The sequence below is a fragment of the Pseudomonas sp. H9 genome (genome assembly GCF_004353925.1).
Lineage (GTDB): Bacteria > Pseudomonadota > Gammaproteobacteria > Pseudomonadales > Pseudomonadaceae > Aquipseudomonas.
In genome coordinates this window covers 218,367-234,694 of the sequence record NZ_SMOK01000004.1, presented here as the reverse complement: position 1 = coordinate 234,694, position 16,328 = coordinate 218,367, and the positions used below count along the sequence as shown (strand labels likewise).

Sequence of the window (16,328 nt, the reverse complement as noted above, 5' to 3'; positions counted from 1 at the left end):
AAATGACCGACAAAAAAGTTACTCGACTGCGTCGCGCTCGCAAAGCACGCCTGAAAATGCACGAACTCGAAGTCGTGCGTCTCTGCGTGTTCCGCTCCTCGCAGCACATCTACGCCCAGGTCCTTTCGGCCGACGGCAGCAAAGTCCTGGCCAGCGCCTCGACTTTGGACAAAGAACTGCGTGATGGCGCCACCGGCAACATCGACGCGGCCACTAAGGTTGGCAAGCTGGTAGCTGAGCGTGCGAAAGCCGCCGGTGTATCTCAAGTTGCCTTTGACCGTTCCGGCTTCAAGTACCACGGCCGCGTCAAGGCGCTGGCTGATGCTGCTCGTGAAGGCGGGCTGGAGTTCTAAGTTATGGCAAATAACGATCAAAAGCGCGACGAAGGCTACATCGAGAAGCTGGTTCAAGTTAACCGCGTTGCCAAAACCGTAAAAGGCGGCCGTATCTTCACTTTCACCGCGTTGACCGTGGTTGGTGATGGTAAAGGTCGTGTTGGTTTCGGCCGTGGCAAATCGCGCGAAGTACCTGCTGCGATCCAGAAAGCTATGGAAGCTGCTCGCCGCAACATGATTCAGGTAGACCTGAACGGCACCACTCTGCAGTACGCCACCAAGTCCGCCCATGGCGCGTCGAAGGTGTACATGCAGCCTGCCTCTGAAGGTACCGGTATCATCGCCGGTGGCGCAATGCGTGCCGTCCTGGAAGTTGCTGGCGTTCAGAACGTCCTGGCCAAGTGCTATGGCTCGACCAACCCAGTAAACGTGGTTCACGCCACTTTCAAGGGTCTGAAGGCTATGCAATCTCCTGAATCCATTGCTGCCAAGCGCGGCAAGAGCGTTGAGGAGATCCGCTGATCATGGCTACCGTTAAAGTAACGCTGATCAAAAGCACCGCCGGCCGTCTCCCTAACCACAAACTGTGTGTTAAGGGTCTGGGTCTGCGCCGCATCGGTCACACTGTAGAAGTCCAAGATACTCCCGAGAACCGCGGGATGATCAACAAGGCTTACTACATGCTGCGCGTCGAGGGTTAATCGATGAAACTCAATGATCTGAGTCCAGCGCCGGGTTCCCGTCGCGAGAAGCATCGTCCGGGTCGTGGTATCGGTAGTGGTTTGGGTAAGACTGGTGGCCGTGGTCACAAAGGTCAAACCTCCCGCTCCGGTGGCACCATTGCTCCAGGCTTTGAAGGCGGTCAACAGCCGCTGCACCGTCGTCTGCCGAAGTTCGGCTTCGTTTCCCTGAAAGCCATGGACCGCGCTGAAGTGCGTCTGTCCGAGCTGGCCAAAGTGGAAGGCGACGTTGTCACCGTGCAATCCCTGAAGGATGCCAACGTGATTAACCAGAACGTACAGCGCGTGAAAATCATGCTGTCGGGCGAAGTTACTCGCGCAGTCACCATCAAGGGTATCGCAGCCACCAAAGGTGCGCGTGCGGCTATCGAAGCAGCTGGCGGCAAGTTCGAGGAATAAATGGCTAAGCAAGGTGCTCTCTCTTCGCTCGGCAAAGGCGGGATGTCTGAACTTTGGGCTCGTCTGCGTTTTCTGTTTCTGGCGATCATCGTCTATCGGATAGGCGCACACATCCCAGTTCCAGGTATCAACCCGGACCGGCTGGCGGAACTGTTTCGACAGAATGAGGGGACCATTCTTAGCTTGTTCAACATGTTTTCCGGCGGCGCGCTGGAACGGATGAGCATCTTTGCATTGGGGATCATGCCGTACATCTCGGCATCGATCATCATGCAACTGATGACCGCCGTCAGCCCGCAGCTGGAGCAGTTGAAGAAGGAAGGTGAAGCTGGCCGTCGCAAGATCAGCCAGTACACCCGCTACGGCACCGTAGTCCTGGCGCTGGTCCAGGCCATTGGCATGTCCATTGGCCTGGCTGGTCAGGGCGTGGCGTTTTCTGCTGACTTTGGCTTCCATTTCGTTGCGGTCTCCACGTTTGTGGCTGGCGCAATGTTCATGATGTGGCTGGGTGAGCAGATCACTGAGCGCGGTGTAGGCAACGGTATCTCGATGTTGATCTTCGCAGGTATCGTCGCCGGTCTTCCGAGAGCAATCGGGCAGTCTTTCGAGTCTGCGCGTACAGGCGATATCAACATTTTCGCTCTGGTCGCTATCGGTTTGCTGGCAGTCGCGATTATCGGTTTTGTGGTGTTCATTGAGCGTGGTCAGCGTCGAATCGCCGTTCACTACGCCAAGCGTCAGCAGGGCCGCAAGGTTTTTGCTGCGCAGACCAGCCACTTGCCGCTGAAAGTGAACATGGCGGGTGTTATCCCTGCCATTTTCGCGAGCAGCATCTTGCTGTTCCCGGCTTCGCTGGGTGCCTGGTTCGGTCAGTCCGAAGGTATGGGCTGGTTGCAGGACATCTCGCAGTCGATCGCTCCTGGTCAGCCGTTGAATATTCTGCTGTTTAGTGCAGGGATCATTTTCTTCTGCTTCTTCTATACGGCGTTGATGTTCAATCCGAAAGACGTAGCGGAGAACCTGAAGAAGTCCGGTGCCTTTATTCCGGGCATCCGTCCAGGTGAGCAGTCGGCGCGCTACATTGATGGCGTTCTGACCCGCTTGACCATGTTCGGTGCTCTTTATATGACGGCCGTCTGCCTGCTTCCCCAGTTCCTGGTGGTTGCTGCAAACGTTCCGTTCTACCTTGGCGGGACCTCGTTGCTGATTGTGGTAGTGGTTGTGATGGACTTCATGTCCCAAGTACAATCGCACCTCGTTTCGCACCAGTACGAATCCCTGATGAAGAAAGCCAACCTGAAAGGCTACGGTGGCAGCGGTCTGCTGCGCTGAGAGACCCTTAAGGTTCGAGGAGTTGGTGATGAAAGTTCGTGCATCGGTGAAAAAGCTGTGCCGTAACTGCAAAATTATTCGCCGCGAAGGTGTTGTTCGAGTAATTTGCAGTGCGGAACCACGTCACAAGCAGCGCCAAGGCTGAGTGTGATCTGCGCTTCAAACCCAGCAGCTAGTGTGCTGCTGGGTTGATTAATTGTTTCTACAGCGATATTATCTCGCGCCCTATTTCTTGGCTTCCGGGGCGTAGGTAGCTGTCAATTGGAGTCCCACTGAATGGCCCGTATTGCAGGCGTCAACATTCCAGATAACAAGCATACTGTTATCTCGCTGACCTACATCTATGGTGTTGGTCGCACTACTGCGCAGAATATCTGCGTAGCTACTGGGGTCAACCCAGCCGCAAAGATCAAGGATCTGAGCGACGAGCAGGTTGAATCGCTGCGTACTGAAGTTGCGAAGTACATCACCGAAGGTGATCTGCGTCGTGACATCAACATGAAAATCAAGCGTTTGATGGACCTGGGTTGCTACCGCGGCCTGCGTCATCGTCGGGGTCTGCCAGTACGCGGTCAGCGTACCAAGACCAACGCGCGTACCCGTAAAGGTCCGCGTAAGCCGATCCGCAAGTAATCGCACCAGCGAATCGACAGGAATTTAGAAATGGCAAAACCTGCTGCTCGTCCTCGTAAAAAAGTCAAAAAGACAGTGGTTGATGGCATCGCCCACATCCATGCGTCTTTTAACAACACCATCGTGACCATCACCGATCGTCAAGGTAACGCTCTGTCCTGGGCTACCTCCGGCGGTTCGGGTTTCCGCGGTTCCCGCAAGTCCACCCCGTTCGCTGCTCAAGTAGCTGCTGAGCGTGCTGGTCAAGCTGCGCTGGAATATGGTCTGAAGAACCTCGACGTTAACGTCAAGGGTCCAGGTCCAGGTCGTGAGTCCGCTGTTCGCGCTCTGAACGGTTGTGGCTATAAGATCGCCAGCATCACCGACGTGACGCCAATCCCGCACAACGGGTGCCGTCCGCCGAAGAAGCGCCGCGTGTAATCAGGAGACAGATAAATGGCACGTTACATTGGTCCAAAATGCAAACTGTCTCGTCGTGAAGGCACCGATCTGTTCCTGAAGAGCGGCGTTCGCGCTCTGGAATCGAAGTGCAACATCGAAGCAGCCCCAGGTATCCACGGTCAGCGCCGTGGCCGTCAGTCCGACTACGGCACCCAGCTGCGTGAGAAGCAAAAAGTACGTCGCATCTATGGCGTTCTCGAGCGTCAGTTCAGCGGTTACTACAAGCAAGCAGCTGCCTCCAAGGGCGCTACTGGCGAAAACCTGCTGCAACTGCTCGAATGCCGTCTGGATAACGTCGTTTATCGTATGGGCTTCGGCGCTACTCGTGCTGAATCCCGTCAGCTGGTTTCGCACAAAGCGATCAGCGTTAACGGCAAGACTGTAAACATTCCGTCCTACCAAGTTCGTCCGGGTGACGTGGTCGCAGTTCGCGAGAAGTCGCTGAACCAGCTGCGCATTGTTCAAGCCCTTGAACTGTGCGCCCAGCGTGGCCGCGTTGAGTGGGTAGATGTGGATGCTGCCAAGAAGTCGGGCGTTTTCAAGAACGTTCCAGCTCGCAGTGACCTGTCCGCCGACATCAACGAAAGCCTGATTGTCGAGCTCTACTCCAAGTAAGGGCTAGAAAATAGGTGCATCCATGCAGATTTCGGTAAATGAGTTCCTGACGCCCCGCCACATCGATGTGCAGGTCGTCAGTCCAACCCGCGCTAAAATCACGCTCGAGCCTCTCGAGCGTGGCTTTGGCCATACCCTGGGCAACGCGCTGCGCCGCATCCTGTTGTCCTCCATGCCTGGCTGTGCAGTAGTCGAGGCCGAGATTGACGGTGTACTCCACGAGTACTCGGCAATCGAAGGTGTACAGGAAGATGTCATTGAAATCCTGTTGAACCTGAAAGGCCTGGCTATCAAACTGCACGGTCGTGACGAAGTTACGCTGACCTTGTCGAAAAAGGGTTCGGGGGTGGTTACCGCTGCCGATATTCAGCTGGATCATGATGTCGAGATCGTTAACCCCGATCACGTAATCGCTAACCTGGCGTCTAACGGCGCCCTGAACATGAAGCTCACCGTAGCTCGTGGTCGTGGTTATGAACCGGCCGATTCGCGTCAGAGCGATGAAGACGAAAGCCGCAGCATTGGTCGCTTGCAGCTCGACTCTTCGTTCAGCCCAGTTCGCCGTATCGCATACGTGGTGGAAAACGCCCGTGTCGAGCAGCGTACTAACCTGGACAAGCTGGTTATTGATCTGGAAACCAACGGTACCCTGGATCCTGAAGAGGCTATCCGTCGTGCGGCAACCATTCTGCAACAGCAGTTGGCTGCGTTCGTCGACCTCAAAGGTGACAGCGAGCCAGTGGTAGTCGAACAGGAAGACGAGATCGATCCGATCCTGCTTCGTCCGGTTGACGATCTGGAATTGACCGTGCGTTCGGCCAACTGCCTTAAGGCGGAGAACATTTACTACATCGGCGATCTGATTCAGCGCACCGAAGTAGAACTGTTGAAGACTCCGAACCTGGGTAAGAAGTCCCTGACCGAAATCAAGGACGTTCTGGCCTCCCGTGGTCTGTCCCTCGGCATGCGCCTCGACAACTGGCCGCCTGCAAGTCTTAAGAAAGACGACAAGGCGACTGCCTGATCGTCGTAATCACCGAACGTAGTGTTTGGTAAGGAATGAATCATGCGTCATCGTAAAAGTGGACGTCACCTGAGCCGTACCAGCTCTCACCGCAAAGCCATGTTCCAAAACATGGCGGTGTCGCTGTTCGAGCACGAGCTGATCAAAACTACCCTGCCAAAAGCCAAGGAACTGCGCCGCGTTGCCGAGCCGCTGATCACCCTGGCCAAGGAAGACAGCGTAGCTAACCGTCGTCTGGCTTTCGACCGTACTCGTTCGAAAGAAGCCGTTGGTAAGCTGTTCAACGATCTGGGCAAGCGCTATGCCACCCGTCAGGGCGGCTACCTGCGTATCCTCAAGTGCGGCTTCCGCGCTGGCGATAACGCACCTATGGCGTACGTCGAGCTGGTTGATCGTCCTGTCGGTGGCTCGGTAGAAGCTGCTGAATAAGACGTCAGTCTGAAACAAAAAACCGGGCCTAGCGCCCGGTTTTTTGTTTTCTAATCTATTGAAACAATCTATTGATCTAAGTCATCTAATGAATTTGTTGCTGTCATAGTTCTGGTCGATACTCATTCCACGCCGATTAGCCGGCAGTTTGAGACCGATAAGGAGATAGCGCATGAGCCAGACGAAGATACTCACCACCGCCAGTGGTGCACCGGTTGCCGACAACCAGAATTCGCGATCTGCAGGGCCACGAGGGCCATTGCTGCTGGATGACTTCCACCTGATTGAGAAGCTCGCACATTTCAACCGCGAGAACATCCCAGAGCGTCGTGTTCATGCCAAGGGTTCAGGCGCTTATGGCACCTTCACGGTGACCCGGGATATCACCCAGTACACCTGTGCCAAGCTGTTCAGCAACGTCGGCAAGCAAACCGAGACATTCCTGCGTTTCTCCACTGTGGGTGGTGAACGTGGGTCGGCGGATACCGAGCGTGACCCACGTGGTTTCGCTGTGAAGTTCTACACCGAAGAGGGTAACTGGGACATCGTTGGCAACAACACCCCGGTGTTCTTCATTCGCGACCCGTTGAAGTTCCCTGATTTCATTCACACCCAGAAGCGCCTGCCGCAAAGTAACCTGAAAAGTGCGCAGATGATGTGGGACTTCTGGTCGCATTCGCCGGAGGCCTTGCATCAGGTCACCATCCTGTTTTCCGACCGCGGTATTCCGGACGGTTATCGCCACATGCATGGGTTCGGTAGCCACACGTACAGCTTGATCAATGCTGAGGGTCAGCGTACCTGGGTCAAATGGCACTTCAAGACCAAACAGGGGATCAAGAACCTGGCACCGGCTGAAGCAGCCCGATTGGCAGGTACTGACCCAGACTACGCTCAGCGTGACTTGTTCGAGGCCATCGAGCGTGGCCATTATCCGAAGTGGGCAGTCTGCATTCAGGTTATGACCGAGGAAGAAGCGGACAGCCGTGACGAGAATCCTTTTGATGTCACCAAAACCTGGTCGCAAAAGGAGTACCCGCTGATTGAGGTCGGTGAACTGGAGTTGAACCGCAACCCGCTTAATTACTTCGCCGAAGTTGAGCAGGCCGCGTTCGGGCCGAGCAACATGGTTCCCGGTGTTGGCTTGTCGCCTGACCGCATGCTGCAGGGCCGTGTGTTCGCCTATGCAGACGCTCATCGCTACCGCGTGGGCACCAACCATCAGCAGTTACCGGTAAACGCTCCACGCAGCCCCGTGAACAGTTACCAGCGTGACGGCGCCATGGCGTTTGGTAGTAACGGCGGTGCTGCACCGAACTACGAGCCCAACAGCTACGCCACTGCACCCAAACAGGCCCCGCAGTACGCTGAGCCAGCACTGGCACTAAATGGTGTGGCTGATCGTTACGATCACCGCGAAGACACTGACTACTACAGCCATGCCGGTGCGTTGTTCCGGTTGATGAACGCCGAGCAGAAAGCTCTGCTGATCAGCAACATTGCAGGTGCCATGACCGGCGTTTCCGACGATGTTATTCAGCGTCAGTTGCAGCACTTCTTTAAGGCCGATCCGGCCTATGGAGAGGGCATTGCCAAGGCTTTGGGCATAAATCTCGCCTAAGTCGAAGTGATAAGAAGAACCGCCCTCATTTGGGCGGTTTTTCAATGAATATCACTACCGTTTACCGGCTTTTTTGCACTTTTTTGCCTGATTCCAAGTGACCTTCCGGGCATCCTGGTTCAAACTATAACTTTCACACAGGGAGAGGCAGGGCGATGCAAGGTCACCCGGACGTAATCGATTATCTCAACACGTTGCTAACGGGCGAACTGGCGGCACGTGACCAATATTTCATCCACTCGCGTATGTACGAAGACTGGGGCTTGAGCAAGCTCTACGAGCGCATCAACCATGAGATGGAAGAAGAAACCCAACACGCAGATGCCCTTATGCGTCGTATTCTCATGCTTGAAGGGACGCCACGCATGCGCCCGGATGACCTGGATGTTGGCGCAACAGTGCCAGATATGATCGCTGCCGATCTGCGTCTGGAGTACAAAGTACGCGCGGCGCTGTGCAAAGGCATTGAGCTGTGCGAGCTGCACAAAGACTACATCAGCCGCGATATTCTGCGTCTGCAACTGGCCGATACTGAAGAAGATCACGCCTACTGGCTGGAAAAGCAGCAGGGCCTGATCAAGTCGATTGGACTGGAGAACTATCTGCAATCGCAGATGTAATTTCCAGCAAACAAAAAGCCCCGCCAGTGCGGGGCTTTTTGTTGGGTAGGAGCGGGCTTGCCCCGCGGGGCGATGAGGCTGACAGGTTGCTATCGCGGGGCAAGCCCGCTCCCACAGCAAGCCCGTTCCTACTTTAAGCGCGGTCACGCTCCAGAAGCGGTTTGAGGTAATAGCCGGTATACGACTGCTTCATCTCGGCAACCTCCTCTGGTGTACCGCAACCGATGATCTGACCACCTTTAGAGCCACCCTCGGGGCCGAGGTCGACGATCCAGTCAGCGGTCTTGATCACGTCCAGGTTGTGCTCAATCACCACAACGGTGTTGCCGTGGTCGCGCAGGCGGTGCAGTACGTCGAGCAGTTGCTGAATATCCGCGAAGTGCAGGCCTGTGGTGGGTTCATCAAGGATGTATAGCGTTTTGCCGGTATCGCGTTTGGACAACTCGCGAGACAACTTGACCCGCTGTGCTTCGCCGCCAGACAGGGTGGTCGCTGACTGCCCCAACTTGATGTAGGACAGGCCGACATCCATCAGGGTCTGCAGCTTGCGCGCCAGGGCAGGCACAGCATCAAAGAACTCACGGGCTTCCTCGATGGTCATTTCCAGGACCTCGTGGATGTTCTTGCCCTTGTACTTGATCTCCAGGGTTTCGCGGTTGTAGCGCTTGCTCTTGCACACATCGCAAGGCACGTAGATATCCGGCAGGAAGTGCATTTCAACCTTGATCAAACCGTCGCCTTGGCAGGCCTCGCAGCGTCCGCCTTTGACGTTGAAAGAGAAGCGACCCGGGCCGTAGCCGCGGGATCGCGACTCTGGCACGCCAGAAAACAGTTCGCGAATCGGTGTGAACAGGCCGGTGTAGGTTGCCGGGTTCGAACGTGGGGTGCGTCCGATCGGGCTCTGGTCGATATCCACTACCTTGTCCAGGTGTTGCAGGCCGTCACAGCTGTCGTGCGCTGCAGCTTCCAGGGTGCTGGCACCGTTGAGCGCCGTAGCGCTGAGCGGGAACAAAGTATTGTTGATCAGAGTCGATTTGCCCGAGCCGGACACGCCGGTTACGCAGGTTAGCAGGCCGATAGGGATCTCCAGGTCGACGTTCTGCAGGTTGTTGCCACGTGCGCCTTTGAGCTTGAGCGAGAGCTTTTTGTTACGTGGCGTGCGTTTGGCAGGTACAGCAATTTTCACTCGGCCGGACAGGTACTTGCCGGTCAACGAGTCAGGATGGGCCATTACTTCGGCTGGCGAGCCTTCGGCAACAATCTGCCCGCCATGTACGCCGGCACCCGGACCGATGTCCACCACATAGTCAGCCAGACGGATGGCATCTTCGTCGTGCTCAACGACGATGACCGTGTTGCCGATATCGCGCAGGTGATTGAGGGTTGCCAGCAGGCGGTCGTTGTCGCGTTGATGCAAGCCGATGGAAGGCTCGTCGAGGATGTACATCACTCCCACCAAGCCAGCACCAATTTGGCTGGCCAGGCGGATACGCTGGGCTTCGCCACCGGAGAGGGTGTCGGCACTGCGGTCGAGGGTCAGGTAGTCGAGGCCGACGTTGACCAGAAACTGCAGGCGCTCACAAATTTCCTTGAGGATCTTGTCGGCAATTTCGCCGCGACGCCCGGTCATCTTCAGGCCGCCAAAGTATTCGCTGGCATCACCGATCGGCAGGTTGGTCACCGCTGGCAGGGTTTTCTCGCCCACCCATACATGGCGTGCTTCGCGGCGCAAGCGTGTGCCTCGGCAATCCGGGCAGGGCTGAGTGCTGAGAAACTTGGCCAATTCCTCACGGACAGTGGCGGACTCGGTTTCGCGATAGCGGCGTTCAAGATTGGGCACAATGCCTTCAAACGGGTGCGAACGCTTGACGATATCGCCACGGTCGTTGAGGTACTTGAAATCGACGTTCTGCTTGCCGCTGCCGTGCAGGATCACTTTCTGCTGTTCAGCCGACAGGTCGCCAAAAGGCACTTCAAGGCTGAAGTCATAGTGCGCTGCCAAAGAGCCGAGCATCTGGAAGTAATAGACGTTACGCCGATCCCAGCCACGGATCGCACCTTCGGCCAAGGTCAACTCGCTATTGACCAGGCGCTTGATGTCGAAGAACTGCTTGACCCCCAGGCCGTCGCAGGTCGGGCATGCGCCAGCCGGATTGTTGAAGGAGAACAGCTTGGGCTCCAGCTCGCTGATGGCATGACCACAGATCGGGCAGGCGAAGCGTGCGGAGAAGATCATCTCTTCGAACGGTTCGTCGTCCATCGCAGCAACCAGCGCGATACCGTCGGCCAGTTTCAGTGCGGTTTCGAACGACTCAGCCAGACGCTGCTGGAGGTCTTCACGAACTTTGAAGCGGTCAACCACCACTTCGATGGTGTGCTTCTTCTGTTTGTCGAGCTTGGGCAGCTCATCGAGCTCAAACAGTTTGCCGTTGACCCGGGCACGGACAAAACCCTGGGCGCGCAGTTCGTCGAAGACGGCCAAATGTTCGCCTTTGCGTTCGCGAATCACCGGCGCCAGTAGCATCAATTTGCTGCCTTCGGGCTGAGCCAGCACCAGGTCGACCATCTGGCTGACCGTTTGCGCTTCCAGCGGGATGTCGTGGTCCGGACAGCGTGGTGTGCCTACGCGGGCATAAAGCAGGCGCAGGTAGTCGTAGATTTCGGTGATGGTGCCGACCGTGGAACGCGGGTTATGCGAGGTCGATTTCTGTTCGATGGAGATGGCCGGCGACAGCCCTTCAATCGTGTCGACGTCAGGCTTTTCCATCATCGACAGGAACTGGCGGGCATACGCCGACAGCGACTCGACGTAGCGGCGTTGACCTTCAGCGTACAGCGTGTCGAAGGCCAGCGAAGACTTGCCAGACCCGGACAGGCCGGTGATGACGATAAGCTTGTCCCGGGGCAGGGTCAGGTCGATGTTCTTCAGGTTGTGGGTCCGTGCCCCACGAATCAGGATCTTGTCCACTGCGGCCTCGCTTGGCGGGCATAACGTAAACGGTTGAGTATACGGCTCCCTGCTATTACGCGGCAAAGCGTCACGTATATGCCGTTACGCGATGGGACTGATAGAATCGCGGCCGGTTCACACGAGGTTTATCCATGCACGATTCCCACAGCGAACGCATGAGTGGCAGCGAAACCCGCGCCGCAGGCGGCCTGGCCATGGTGTTCGCCTTCCGTATGCTGGGCATGTTCATGGTCCTGCCAGTGCTGGCGACCTATGGCATGGACCTGGCTGGCGCTACGCCCGCGTTGATTGGCCTGGCCATTGGTGCCTATGGCCTGACCCAGGCCTTCCTGCAGATCCCGTTCGGGATCATCTCTGACCGCATTGGTCGGCGCCCGGTGATTTACCTGGGCCTGGTCATCTTTGCCCTGGGCAGCGTGCTGGCAGCCCAGGCTGATTCGATCTGGGGCGTGATTGCCGGGCGCATCCTGCAAGGTGCCGGGGCAATTTCCGCAGCCGTGATGGCGTTGCTGTCAGACCTTACCCGCGAGCAACACCGCACCAAGGCCATGGCCATGATCGGCATGAGCATTGGCCTGTCGTTTGCCGTAGCGATGGTGGTTGGCCCCTTGCTGACTCGCGCTTTTGGTTTGTCTGGCCTGTTCCTGACCACGGCAGCCATGGCTGTGGTAGGTATCGCGCTGATTGCGTTTGTCGTGCCTGCGTCTCATGGCGCTTTGCAGCACCGTGAATCAGGCGTCGCCAAGCAGGCTTTGGGCCCGACCTTGCGTCATCCCGACCTGTTGCGCCTGGATGTGGGCATCTTCGTTCTGCACGCGATCCTGATGGCCAGCTTCGTCGCTTTGCCTCTGGCGTTCGTCGAGCGTGGTGGCCTGCCCAAGGAAGAGCACTGGTGGGTGTACCTGACCGCCTTGCTGGTCTCATTTTTTGCAATGATCCCGTTTATCATTTACGGCGAAAAAAAGCGCAAGATGAAACGTGTCCTGCTGGGCGCGGTCAGTGTGTTGATGCTTACCGAGCTGTTCTTCTGGCTGTCGGCTGACAACTTGCACGAACTGGTGATCGGCACCGTGATATTCTTTACTGCCTTCAACCTGCTGGAGGCATCGCTGCCTTCACTGGTGAGTAAGGTGTCGCCTGCTGGCGGCAAGGGCACGGCAATGGGGGTGTATTCCACCAGCCAGTTCCTCGGCGCTGCACTGGGAGGCATTCTCGGTGGCTGGTTGTTCCAGCACGGTGGCTTGAGCACAGTGTTCCTCGGCTGCGCCGCCCTGTGTGCCGTATGGTGGGTCGTTGCGCTGAGCATGCGTGAACCGCCGTACGTGACCAGCCTGCGCATGCCGCTGTCGCCCGAGGCGGTCCGCGAAGCGGGACTGACCGAACGGCTGTTGGCCGTACCGGGTGTGACCGACGCAGTGGTGGTAGCCGATGAAGCTGCCATCTACATCAAACTTGATACACAAATTTTGGATCGTACGACCCTGGAGCGCATGGTAAACCCAGCCTCCGAAGCGTGCGAAGCCTAGGAGAACGTTATGGCCCGTGGGGTTAACAAAGTCATTCTGGTCGGTACGTGCGGCCAGGATCCAGAAGTCCGCTACCTGCCCAACGGTAACGCCGTGACCAACCTGAGCCTGGCTACCAGCGAGCAGTGGACCGACAAGCAAACCGGCCAGAAGGTCGAGCGCACCGAATGGCACCGCGTATCGATGTTCGGCAAGGTTGCCGAAATCGCCGGCGAGTACCTGCGCAAAGGTTCGCAGGTGTACATCGAAGGCAAACTGCAGACCCGCGAGTGGGAAAAAGACGGCATCAAGCGTTACACCACTGAAATCATCGTCGACATGCAGGGCACCATGCAGCTGCTCGGCGGCCGTCCACAGAACCAGGACGGTGGCAACCAGTACAATCAGGGTGGCAACCAGGGCGGCAACTACAACCAGGCGCCGCGCCAACAGGCACCGCGTCCGCAGCAGGCTCCACAGCAGCGTCCGGCACCGCAACAGGCCGCGCCGCAGCCAGCTCCGGACTTCGACAGCTTTGATGACGATATTCCGTTCTGACGAGCACCTTAGCGAAAACTGTAAAGTTTTCCTTGAAGAACCCCGCGCTTGCGGGGTTTCTTCGTTATTGGGGAGTGAAAACGCGCGCAAAAAAAGACCGGCCTGAGCCGGTCGAAAGGGGGAAACCTGTTTTAGCTCCGGGCCCTGGGCTCCCGGGGCATGCCGAGGGCGCGTTCGGCAATGATGTTGCGCTGAATTTCGTTACTGCCGCCGTAGATGGTGTCCGAGCGGGTGAAGAGGAACAGCGACTGCAGGCGCGACAGTTGGTAGGGCGCCTCGGGGAGGATCTCGGCTTGCGGGCCGAGCACGTCCATGGCCAGCTTGCCCAACTCAAGGTGCCAGGTAGACCACGCCAGCTTGTAGATCATCGCCTCGCGGCGCAGGCTTCCGTCCTGGTTGCCGGAGAGCATGCGCAGGGAGTTGTAGCGCAGCACTTTGAGGCCGGCCCAGGCCTTGGCCAGGCGCTGGCGTAACAGCGGGTCTTGGTCAGCGCCGTTTTCGCGGGCGATCTGGATGACCTCGTCGAGCTCGTTACGAAACAGCATCTGTTGGCCGAGGGTGGATACGCCGCGCTCGAAGCCGAGCAGTGCCATGGCCACCTTCCAGCCCTCGCCGGGTTGACCGATGATGTTGTCCGCTGCCGTGACGGCATCGGCGAAGAACACCTCGTTGAATTCGCTGGTGCCGGTCAACTGCTGGATCGGTTGCACCTCGATGCCCGCTTGCTCCATGGGCACCAGCAGGAAGCTCAGGCCCTGGTGGCCGATGCTGCCCGGCTCAGTGCGGGCCAGTACGAAGCACCACTGGGATTCGTGGGCCAGGGAGGTCCAGACCTTCTGGCCGTTGATGACCCAGTGGCTGCCATCGGCGTCGAGCTGAGCGCGGGTTTTCACCCCGGCGAGGTCGGAGCCGGCGCTGGGCTCGGAGTAGCCTTGGCACCAGAATTCGCGGCCTTCGAGGATGCCGGGGAGGAAGCGGCGCTTCTGTTCCTCACTACCAAGGGCCACCAGGGTTGGGCCGATCAGCCCTTCGCCGATGTGGCCCATGCGACCGGGGCCGCCGGCGCGGGCATATTCTTCGTGGAAGATGACTTGCTGGCTGATGGACAGGCCACGGCCACCGTACGCCTTCGGCCAGCCGATACCGATCCAGCCACCTTTGGCCAGTTCGCGCTCCCAGTCTTTGCGCTCTTCGGGGAACATGTGTTCGTCGCCCGGCCCACCACGAAAACGCAGCGGGGCGAAGCGGCCTTGCAGGTGGGTTTCGAGCCAGTCGGCCACTTCCTGGCGGAAGGCTTCGTCCTCGGGGCTGAATCCGATCTTCATGGGCGGGACTCCAGAATCAGGCTGGCCAGGCGTTCGCGGTGCCAGGCCGGCGTGCCCAGCAGTTGCTCACCGGCTCGGGCGCGTTTGAAAAACAGGTGTGGGTCATATTCCCAGGTGAAGCCGACACCGCCGTGTAACTGGATGGATTCGGCGGCGCAGGTCATCAAGGTTTCGCTGGCTTCGCTCTTGGCAATGTGCGCGGCCTCGGCCAGTTCACCGGCCAAAAGCGGGTCGCCCTCGTCAGCCAGGGCCTCGCGAGCCACGCATGCGGCGTAAAAGCTGGCCGAACGGGCGCACTCGATGGCCAACATGAGGTCGGCGCAGCGATGTTTGATGGCCTGGAAGCTGGCGATGGAGCGACCGAACTGCTGGCGCTCACTGATGTAAGCGAGGGTCAGGTCCAAACTCTGCTGGGCGCTACCGACCTGCTCGCAAGCCAGGGCGATTGCGCCCACGCCAAGGGCCTTGTCCAGCAGTGCGGTGCCGTCGCTGACCGGGTTCAGGCAGTGCGCTTCGGTTACTTGCACGGCGTCCAGAACGACCCGTGCCAAGCGTCGAGTCTGGTCCAGCGAAGGTAGGGCGATGCTATGCAAGCCCGGGGTGTCGGCAGGTACGGCGAACAGTAACAGGGCGTCGGTTTCATCGCGGCTGGCGAGGATCAGCAGACCAGCGCTGGCGCCGTCGAGTACTGCATCAAAGTGACCGTCCAGCTGCCAGCCCTGGTCGTGGCGGGTAGCTTTGGGCTGCGGCGCGGCGTGCCAGCCCTCACGGCCCTGGCGGTAGGCCAGGGTGGCGGTGAGGTTGCCAGCGGCCAGTTCCGGCAGCCAGCGCTCGCGCAGCCCCTCGTTGCTGCCCAGTAACAGGGCCGGTGTGGCCAGGCAGGCGCTGGCCAGGAAGGGCGAGCAGAGCAGGTGGCGGCCCATCTGTTCCAGCAGTACCGCCTGTTCGACGAAGCCCAGTCCTACACCGCCGTACTGCTCGGGGATCATCAGCGCCGGCCAGTACAGCTCCTGGGCGATCTGCTGCCAGACCTCGGGAGTAAATCCCTCCGGGCGTTGCATGGCAACGCGCACAGCCGCCGAATCGGAGGCCTTGGCCAGAAAGCCAGCGGCGCTTTCCTGAATCATCAATTGTTCGTCGTTGAAGGCGAAGTCCATCTACAGGCTCCTTGGGCCAACCTCTGTTGGCGACGAGTCTGCGTGAGCTGGCGGCGTGGCGAATCCTTAAAAAGGACTAGCAGGCGGTGTGCTAGTCCGATCCGAGGATGTAGCGGCCGGTGGCGGGGGCGAAGCTGGTCACTCCAATGACTACAGGAGTGCAGGCCATGACCGATTCGCTCATTGATCAGTTCGCCATCGAACAACTGCTCTATTGCTATGCGGCGGCGGCCGACGCGCGTGATGGCGAGGCGTACTGCGGCTGTTTCGTCGATGGCCAGGTGCGTATCCGGGGACAGTACGAGATATCCGATGGCCATGAAGTGGTGCGTCTTCTGCGGGAGTACTACCCGTGGACCATGCACAACGTGCACAACCGCCTTTACACGGTCGAGGGCGACCGCGCCAGTGGCTTCTGCTACTGCGTGGCCAGCCACGCCACGTGGCGCGACGGCAAGCCGTACAAGCTGGATCTGTACATCCGTTATGACGATGAACTGCAGCGCACAGCCCACGGCTGGCGTTTCGTCAGCCGACATCTGGACGTTCTGGCCGAGACCGTGGTTGCGCTTGAGCCGCAATAAAGTGCGGGCAGCGCTCTTTAGTCTCAACGGACGATGAGC

19 protein-coding genes are annotated in these 16,328 nt (G+C 58.3%); 16 read left to right on the top strand and 3 right to left on the bottom strand.

Going from position 1 to position 16,328, the window contains the following annotated elements:
- Positions 1-2 precede the first annotated feature (2 nt).
- The 13 genes from rplR (at position 3) to bfr (ending at position 8,189) form a co-directional block, all read left to right on the top strand.
- A complete protein-coding gene (gene rplR, locus E1573_RS03480) occupies positions 3-353 on the top strand; it encodes a 50S ribosomal protein L18 (RefSeq protein WP_038606178.1) in 351 nt (116 codons plus the stop codon).
- Positions 354-356: 3 nt separating this feature from the next.
- Positions 357-857 carry a 30S ribosomal protein S5 gene (gene rpsE, locus E1573_RS03475; protein ID WP_010220316.1) on the top strand — a complete coding sequence of 167 codons (501 nt, stop codon included), beginning with the start codon at positions 357-359 and terminating at the stop codon, positions 855-857.
- A gap of 2 nt (positions 858-859) precedes the next feature.
- Entirely contained in the window at positions 860-1,036 is a 177-nt protein-coding gene (gene rpmD, locus E1573_RS03470; protein WP_009397493.1) for a 50S ribosomal protein L30, read from the top strand.
- 3 nt (positions 1,037-1,039) lie between these two features.
- Complete coding sequence (rplO, locus tag E1573_RS03465) at positions 1,040-1,474, top strand: 50S ribosomal protein L15 (RefSeq protein WP_010220318.1); 435 nt, start codon at positions 1,040-1,042, stop codon at positions 1,472-1,474.
- A complete protein-coding gene (gene secY / locus E1573_RS03460; protein WP_133210696.1) occupies positions 1,475-2,806 on the top strand; it encodes a preprotein translocase subunit SecY in 1,332 nt (443 codons plus the stop codon). It begins immediately after the preceding gene.
- 28 nt (positions 2,807-2,834) lie between these two features.
- Positions 2,835-2,951: a 50S ribosomal protein L36 gene (gene rpmJ / locus E1573_RS03455; RefSeq protein ID WP_002555468.1), complete on the top strand. Its 117-nt coding sequence runs from the start codon at positions 2,835-2,837 to the stop codon at positions 2,949-2,951.
- A gap of 131 nt (positions 2,952-3,082) precedes the next feature.
- Positions 3,083-3,439 (top strand): 30S ribosomal protein S13, encoded by a 357-nt coding sequence (gene rpsM, locus E1573_RS03450; RefSeq protein WP_133210694.1) that lies wholly within the window; start codon positions 3,083-3,085, stop codon positions 3,437-3,439.
- A gap of 30 nt (positions 3,440-3,469) precedes the next feature.
- Complete coding sequence (rpsK, locus tag E1573_RS03445) at positions 3,470-3,859, top strand: 30S ribosomal protein S11 (RefSeq protein WP_002555466.1); 390 nt, start codon at positions 3,470-3,472, stop codon at positions 3,857-3,859.
- A 15-nt stretch (positions 3,860-3,874) separates the two neighbouring features.
- Positions 3,875-4,495 carry a 30S ribosomal protein S4 gene (gene rpsD, locus E1573_RS03440; protein ID WP_133210692.1) on the top strand — a complete coding sequence of 207 codons (621 nt, stop codon included), beginning with the start codon at positions 3,875-3,877 and terminating at the stop codon, positions 4,493-4,495.
- A gap of 22 nt (positions 4,496-4,517) precedes the next feature.
- Positions 4,518-5,519, top strand: coding sequence for a DNA-directed RNA polymerase subunit alpha (gene rpoA, locus E1573_RS03435; protein WP_003186012.1), 1,002 nt, complete (start codon positions 4,518-4,520; stop codon positions 5,517-5,519).
- Positions 5,520-5,561: 42 nt separating this feature from the next.
- Positions 5,562-5,948 carry a 50S ribosomal protein L17 gene (gene rplQ, locus E1573_RS03430; RefSeq protein WP_133210690.1) on the top strand — a complete coding sequence of 129 codons (387 nt, stop codon included), beginning with the start codon at positions 5,562-5,564 and terminating at the stop codon, positions 5,946-5,948.
- Positions 5,949-6,120: 172 nt separating this feature from the next.
- On the top strand, positions 6,121-7,569 hold the full coding sequence (locus E1573_RS03425) for a catalase (RefSeq protein ID WP_133210688.1): 1,449 nt from the start codon (positions 6,121-6,123) through the stop codon (positions 7,567-7,569).
- A 155-nt stretch (positions 7,570-7,724) separates the two neighbouring features.
- Positions 7,725-8,189, top strand: a complete 465-nt coding sequence (gene bfr, locus E1573_RS03420) for a bacterioferritin (RefSeq protein ID WP_133210686.1) — start codon at positions 7,725-7,727, stop codon at positions 8,187-8,189.
- A gap of 133 nt (positions 8,190-8,322) precedes the next feature.
- Here the strand turns inward: bfr and uvrA are convergent, their stop codons facing one another.
- Positions 8,323-11,157, bottom strand: coding sequence for an excinuclease ABC subunit UvrA (gene uvrA, locus E1573_RS03415; protein ID WP_133210684.1), 2,835 nt, complete (start codon positions 11,155-11,157; stop codon positions 8,323-8,325).
- A 134-nt stretch (positions 11,158-11,291) separates the two neighbouring features.
- Between uvrA and E1573_RS03410 the strand changes: the two genes are divergently transcribed.
- The gene (locus E1573_RS03410; RefSeq protein WP_133210682.1) at positions 11,292-12,686 is read left to right on the top strand and encodes an MFS transporter; all 1,395 of its coding nucleotides are present in this window, start codon (positions 11,292-11,294) and stop codon (positions 12,684-12,686) included.
- A gap of 9 nt (positions 12,687-12,695) precedes the next feature.
- Complete coding sequence (locus E1573_RS03405; RefSeq protein ID WP_133210680.1) at positions 12,696-13,223, top strand: single-stranded DNA-binding protein; 528 nt, start codon at positions 12,696-12,698, stop codon at positions 13,221-13,223.
- A 131-nt stretch (positions 13,224-13,354) separates the two neighbouring features.
- Here the strand turns inward: E1573_RS03405 and E1573_RS03400 are convergent, their stop codons facing one another.
- Positions 13,355-14,548, bottom strand: coding sequence for an acyl-CoA dehydrogenase family protein (locus E1573_RS03400; protein WP_133210678.1), 1,194 nt, complete (start codon positions 14,546-14,548; stop codon positions 13,355-13,357).
- Positions 14,545-15,705, bottom strand: coding sequence for an acyl-CoA dehydrogenase family protein (locus E1573_RS03395; RefSeq protein ID WP_133210676.1), 1,161 nt, complete (start codon positions 15,703-15,705; stop codon positions 14,545-14,547). Before E1573_RS03395 ends, E1573_RS03400 begins: the two co-directional genes overlap by 4 nt.
- 167 nt (positions 15,706-15,872) lie before the next feature.
- Here E1573_RS03395 and E1573_RS03390 point away from each other — a divergent pair, with 167 nt between their 5' ends.
- Positions 15,873-16,289, top strand: coding sequence for a nuclear transport factor 2 family protein (locus E1573_RS03390; protein WP_165957287.1), 417 nt, complete (start codon positions 15,873-15,875; stop codon positions 16,287-16,289).
- Positions 16,290-16,328: the final 39 nt, after the last annotated feature.